The organism is Thiocapsa rosea (assembly GCF_003634315.1).
Lineage (GTDB): Bacteria > Pseudomonadota > Gammaproteobacteria > Chromatiales > Chromatiaceae > Thiocapsa > Thiocapsa rosea.
Genome location: NZ_RBXL01000001.1, coordinates 531,082 through 537,500, shown reverse-complemented (window position 1 = coordinate 537,500; position 6,419 = coordinate 531,082). Strand labels below are relative to the sequence as shown.

At 62.7% G+C, this 6,419-nt stretch carries 5 protein-coding genes (1 of these 5 running past the window's edge); all 5 read right to left on the bottom strand.

The window, feature by feature from the left end:
• Positions 1–911, bottom strand: the 5' portion of a protein-coding gene (locus BDD21_RS02325; RefSeq protein WP_120795774.1) for a type II secretion system F family protein. 337 nt of this gene lie to the left of the window's left edge; 911 of the gene's 1,248 nt are visible here — the first part of the coding sequence; the start codon lies at positions 909–911; the stop codon falls past the left edge of the window.
• 11 nt (positions 912–922) lie between these two features.
• A complete protein-coding gene (gene pilB / locus BDD21_RS02320) occupies positions 923–2,638 on the bottom strand; it encodes a type IV-A pilus assembly ATPase PilB (protein ID WP_120795773.1) in 1,716 nt (571 codons plus the stop codon).
• An 18-nt stretch (positions 2,639–2,656) separates the two neighbouring features.
• Complete coding sequence (locus tag BDD21_RS02315; RefSeq protein WP_120795772.1) at positions 2,657–3,490, bottom strand: NYN domain-containing protein; 834 nt, start codon at positions 3,488–3,490, stop codon at positions 2,657–2,659.
• Between the two features lie 154 nt (positions 3,491–3,644).
• Positions 3,645–5,591, bottom strand: a complete 1,947-nt coding sequence (gene acs / locus BDD21_RS02310; protein ID WP_120795771.1) for an acetate--CoA ligase — start codon at positions 5,589–5,591, stop codon at positions 3,645–3,647.
• Positions 5,592–5,740: 149 nt separating this feature from the next.
• Positions 5,741–6,418 (bottom strand): exonuclease domain-containing protein, encoded by a 678-nt coding sequence (locus BDD21_RS02305; RefSeq protein ID WP_120795770.1) that lies wholly within the window; start codon positions 6,416–6,418, stop codon positions 5,741–5,743.
• Position 6,419 lies beyond the last annotated feature (1 nt).

The following is a 6,419-nucleotide window of genomic DNA, read 5'->3' as shown; positions in this document are numbered from 1 at the left end:
TCCAGTGCCTCGACCAGCGGTACGCCGGCCGCGAACATGGTGGACAGGGTGCGGGCGAAACGCGCGAGCGCGGCCTTGTTGAGGATCGGCCCGATGATCGGGATCTTCAGGGCGGTGCGATCGATGGCCTCTCGGAACGCGCGCGAGCGTTTGTAGGTGTTGCCGATGACATAGCCGATTGCACCGAGTCCGAGGAGGATCGCCCACCACCATTTCTGCAGCGCGTCGGACAGGCCGATGACCATGAGCGTGAAGGCGGGCAGATCCGCACCGAAGCTCGCGAACAGATCCTTGAACTGCGGGATGACGAAGATGAGCAGAACCGCGCTCACGATGATGGCCACCGCGATGACCGCCACCGGATAGAACATGGCCTTCTTGATCTTGCCCTTGATCGACTCGGTCTTTTCCTTGTAGGTCGCGATCTTGTCGAGCAAGACGTCCAGCACGCCGGCCTGCTCGCCGGCAGCGACCAGGTTGCAGACCAGGTCGTCGAAATAAAGCGGATATTTACCCATCGCCAACGCCATGGCGGTGCCGCTCTCGATGTCTTGCTTGATCCCCAGGATCAAGTCCTGCATCGCCGGGTTTTCGTGGCCGCGTCCGACGATATCGAACGCCTGCACCAAGGGCACGCCGGCGGACATCATGGTTGCGAGCTGCCGGCTGAAGATGGCGAGATCGGTACTGGTGATCTTCTTTTTGCCGCTGAAGAGCGGCTGGGCCTTTTTCTTGACCTTGGTCGGGCTCACACCTTGCCGTCGCAGATCCGCCCGCACCATCGTCATGCTGGGCGCGCGGGTCTCGCCCGTCACCTTGGCTCCGCGCCGGTCGCGTCCTTCCCAGGTGAAGACGTAAGCCTTATCGGCTTGCGGTTTGGGTTTCGGCTTCGTCTTGAGTGCGGTTGCCATGAGCGTTCTCGTCACTCCTTGGTGACTCGGTTGAGCTCTTCGAGGCTCGTCATCCCTTCTTTGACCTTGCGCAGACCGGATTCTCGCAGGTCCGCAACGCCTTCGCGGCGGGCCTGCTCGGCGAGCTGCATCGCGTTGCCGCCCTCGAGGATCAACCGACGGATGGCCTCCGACACGGGCATCACTTGAAAGATACCGACGCGACCGCGGTAGCCCTTGGTGCAGCGCTCGCATCCCACGGGACCGAAGACAATGATCCCCTCCTCGATGTCCGCTTCGCTGAAGCCCTCTTGGCGCAGGACCTCGCGAGGCAGGTCCTCGGGCGCCTTGCAGTGCGGGCAGAGGCGCCGGGCGAGACGTTGCGCCATGATGAGCAGGACGGAGGAGGCGATATTAAAGGGTGCCACGCCCATGTTGGCGAGACGGGTGAGCGATTGCGGGGCGTCGTTGGTGTGGAGCGTGGAGAGCACCAGATGTCCGGTCTGCGCGGCCTTGACCGCGATCTCGGCGGTCTCCAGATCGCGAATCTCGCCGACCATGACGATGTCCGGGTCCTGACGCAGAAACGCCCGAAGCGCGGCGGCGAAGGTCAGGCCCGTCTTGGGATTCATACTGACCTGATTGATTCCCGGAACCTGGATCTCGACCGGATCTTCGACCGTCGAGATATTGATGTCCGGCTGATTCAGGAGATTGAGCGCGGTGTAGAGCGACACCGTTTTGCCGGATCCGGTCGGTCCGGTGACCAGGATCATGCCGTAGGGCTTATGGATGGCCTCCAGGAAGGCCTCGCGTTGCTCGAGCTCGAAGCCCAGTGCCTCGATGCCGACCTGAGCCGACGCGGAATCGAGGATCCGCAGCACGACCTTTTCACCGTAGAGGGTCGGCAGGGTATTGACGCGGAAATCGATGTCGCGCGTCCGACTGACCTTGAGCTTGATGCGTCCGTCCTGAGGGACGCGACGCTCGGCGATATTCATCCGCGACATGACCTTCAGGCGTGCAACCAGACGCCCGGCGATATTCATGGGTGGGCTCGCCACCTCGCGCAACATGCCGTCTTGTCTGAAGCGCACCCGAAAGAACTTCTCGTAGGGCTCGAAGTGGATGTCCGAGGCGCCCGCCGAGATGGCATCGACCAAGACCTTGTTGACGTACCGCACGATCGGCGCGTCGTCGATGTTGATGTCTGCGTCTTCGCGCAGATCCTCGTCGTCGGGGGTGATCTCGAGCTTCTCCAGGTCCGCGTCCATGAGCTCGGTCATGGTCGTGTCCTGAGCTTCGATCGCGGTCTCGATCGCGGCCTTGAGCTTGTGCTCTTCAACCAGCACCGCGTCGGTCGCCAAGCCGGTGTTGAAGCGGATCTCTTCGAGCGCTTGGTCGTTGGTCGGATCCGACAAGGCCAGGAAGAGGCGGTTGCCGCGGCGAAAGATCGGCAGCGCCCGGTGTTTGCGTATCAGTCGCTCGTCGACCAGGTTGACCGGGAGGTTCAGCAAATCCAGCGCATGCAGATCGAGCAGCGGTACCCCGAACTCGTGCGAGGCCGCGACGGCGATTTGCCGACCATCGAGCAGCTTCTGCTCGACGAGATAGGACACGAAGGCTTGGCGGCGTCGCGTCGCGTCGTCGTAGGCGGCGATCGCTTCACGCTCGGTGATGAGGTTGTCGCGCACCAAGCGCAGGGCGAGTCCCGAGAGCTTATTCTTGGCTGTCTGGTCCGTCGCCATGGCTCGTGTCGTCGGACCTCAGCGGTTGACTGAGAAGGCGAGTCGGACGTTACTCGCGACCAGGCCGTTGTCCTTCTGCTCGCTTTCGTTGAGATAAAACTCAAGCACCGTCTCGCGGCTCATCAACATGTCCTCGGTGACGTCATCGGCCAACTCGTTGACATGGCAAAAGACGCTGATGTACGGGGAATCCGCTTCTCGCGGATCGGTCACCCACAGCGATGGCGAGATGCGGTCCATGATCCTCAAAAACCCGTAGCCTTTGTCCGCGAACCATTTGGTACAGACCCCGCGCACGCAGGATCCAGGCTTGCCCCATTCGTTGCGCGGCTCGTAGGAGATGGGCAACAAATCGGGGATCAGGAATCCGGAATAGTAGGCGTCGACCTGTTGCTGAAGTTGACGGGAGACGTTCTTGAAGCCCATCAGCTCGACCCGGCAACCGGTGTTCTGCAACGCTTCGACGACCTGAAGAAAATCGCCGTCGCCCGTCACCAAGAGCACTTGATCGAGCTTGTTGGCCTGCAGCATGGCATCGACCGCCATGTCGAGGTCGGCGTTGGCCTTGGTGGTGACGTTGCCGCTCTCGTCAGTATAGCGCCGGACCAGCTTCACGGTGATCTTCCAACCGAAGTCCCGCACCATCTGCTGGTAGGTCTGCGCCTTCTTCTTGTATTCGATGTCCTCGCGAGCCCGCTCGGCGTCGAAGGCCATGTAGGTATTCAAGCGTTGCAGGATACCTCCTTCACGTGCGGCGAAGCGTCGCAGCACGTCGTAGCGCATCTGAAAACCGCCGTTGTAGCGGACATTCTCGGCATCGACGAAGACGCCGACTCTGAAGCTCGAGCTCATAGTGACCGTGATTTCACATTCAGTGCATAGCCACACGGCCATCGCTTCCGCTGGTGAGGAGAGCGATGGCCGCGGGTCGTGCGGTCCGGTTCGGCGAACCGTTTTGCTTGGACGATCGCCCCTGCCGCACGCGACAGGCGACGACCGCGCGCCTTTACTTGTTGAGGCGATTCTCGATCAGATCGTTTACCACGGTCGGATCGGCGAGCGTGGAGGTGTCGCCGAGCGAGTCGATCTCGTTGGCTGCGATCTTGCGCAGAATCCGACGCATGATCTTGCCCGACCGGGTCTTGGGCAGGCTGGGCGACCACTGGATGATGTCGACGATGGCGATCGGACCGATCTCCCCGCGCACCATGGCGACCAGCTCCTTCTTCAGCTCGTCGGTCGGCTCGACGCCGGCCATCGGGGTGACATAGGCATAGATGCCCTGGCCTTTGAGGTCATGCGGGTAACCCACGACAGCCGCCTCGGCGACGTGCGGATGCAGCACCAGCGCCGACTCGATCTCCGCGGTACCCAGGCGATGACCCGAGACGTTCAGAACGTCGTCGATCCGACCTGTGATCCAGTAGTAGCCGTCGGCATCGCGACGTGCGCCGTCACCCGTGAAGTAATAGCCCGGATACTGCCGGAAATAGGTGTCGGCAAAGCGCGCATGATCCCCGTAGAGGGTGCGCATCATCGCCGGCCAAGGACGCGAGAGCACCAGCGCGCCTTCACCCGGCCCTTCGATCAGGGTGCCTTCAGCCGGGTCGACCAGCGCCGGGACCACGCCGAAGAAGGGGCGTGTGGCCGAGCCTGGCTTGAGCGCGGTTGCGCCCGGCAGCGGGGTGATGAGATGACCGCCGGTTTCGGTCTGCCACCAGGTGTCGACGATCGGGCAGCGCTCGTCGCCGACGATGCGGTAGTACCACTCCCAGGCTTCCGGGTTGATGGGCTCGCCGACCGAGCCGAGGATGCGCAGCGACTTGCGCGAGGTCTTTTTGACCGGCTCCTCGCCGGCGCGCATCAGCGAGCGGATGGCGGTGGGCGCAGTATAGAAGATGGCGACGTTGTGCTTATCGATGACCTCCCAGAAACGCGACATGTCCGGGTAGTTCGGGATGCCCTCGAACATCAGCGAGGTGGCGCCGTTGGCCAGCGGACCATAGACGATATAGGTGTGACCGGTGACCCAGCCGACGTCGGCGGTACACCAGTAGACCTCGCCTTCCTGATAGTCGAAGGTGTACTTGTGGGTCATGGCCGCATAGACCAGGTAGCCGCCGGTGGTGTGCTGCACACCCTTGGGCTTGCCGGTGGAGCCGGAGGTATAGAGGATGAAGAGCGGATCCTCGGCGTCCATCTCCTCGGGCTCGCACTCGGCGGACGCGCCGGCGATCGCCTCGTCGTACCAAATGTCGCGACCCTCGGTCCACTCGACCTTGCCGCCGGTGCGCCGCACCACGACTACGGTCTCGACATTCGGGCATTCCAGCATCGCCGTATCGGCGTTCTTCTTCAGCGGGATGTGGCGTCCGCCGCGCACGCTTTCGTCGGAGGTGATGACCAGCTTGCACTCGGAGTCGAGGACACGATCGCGCAGCGAGTCGGGCGAGAAGCCGCCGAACACGATCGAATGCACCGCACCAATGCGGGTACAGGCCAGCATGGCGACCGCCGCCTCGGCGATCATCGGCAGATAGATGCAGACCCGATCGCCCTTCTTGACGCCGCGCGCTTTGAACACGTTCGCCAGTTTGCAGACCTCGGTGTGCAGCTCGCGATAGGTGATCTTGCGGTCTTCCTCGGGATTGTCGCCTTCCCAGATGATGGCGACCTGATCGCCGCGGGTGGCCAGATGCCGATCCAAGCAGTTATAGGAGACGTTGAGTTTGCCGCCTTGGAACCACTTGATGTGCAGGTCGTCGGCCTGGAAGCTGTAGTCCATGACCGTGTCCCACGGCTTGGACCACGTCAGGAACGTCTCCGCCTGTTCGGCCCAGAAGCCCTGCGGGTCGTCGATGGACCGCTTGTACATGGCGGCATACTGCTCCGCGTTGACGTGGGCCTTCGCGGCGATGGCTGCAGGAACCTGGTAGACCTTCTCTTCCGACATGGTTGTTGTCTCCTCGACTTGGTGGAGTGATCTGTGCGGGCCCGCGGCACACCTTCTCGGTTACCGGCGGACGCGAACGCCTAATAGTAAACGCTCCGATAGGGCGCAGCCAGCCGGGAGATGCCGGGGTTGCATCGCGGCGCCCGGTCTCAGCACAGGAAATCCCGCAGAGGCAGTCCGTCGCCGTTGTCTCGATAGGCGGCCTGGGCGAGGAAGAGCTCGGCCGAGGCCAGTGCGTCGCTCAGCGCGTTGTGCGCGCTGTAACGGGGCAGGTTGTAGCGATCCCCGAGCGCATGCAGGCGCAGATCGGACGCCTTGAACGGGGTCTGTCGACGCTCGAACGTTCGATAGGCCAGGGCTTGGGTATCCACGACCGGCATCAAGAGTCTTCGCTGCCACAGTCGCTTGCAGGCGTTGCTCAGGAAGCCGCGCTCGATGCGCGCGTGATGGGCAATCATCACCTTACCCGCCAGTACCTCGAGAAGCTCCTCGAGGACGTCGGCAAGCTCGTTGCCTTCTGCGGACTCGTCGTCCGTGATCTGATGGATGATCGCCGTCGCCTCGGGGATGGAGCGATCGATCCGCACCACCCGATGGCGGGCGCTCGACAGGTCGATGGAGACGCCTCGGACCCCGACATAGCCGACGCTCAGGATCAGGTCGTTGGCGATGTCCAACCCCGTCGTTTCCAGATCGATGGCAAGATATTCCACCTCTCGATAGTCTGCTTTCGCCAGCGGAAACGGATGCTCCAGGTAGGAGCGCAAGGGCCCCGGCGGGGTTCGGCGCAGGTGCCAGCGGCGGCGCCAGTCAAGCAGTCGCGACATG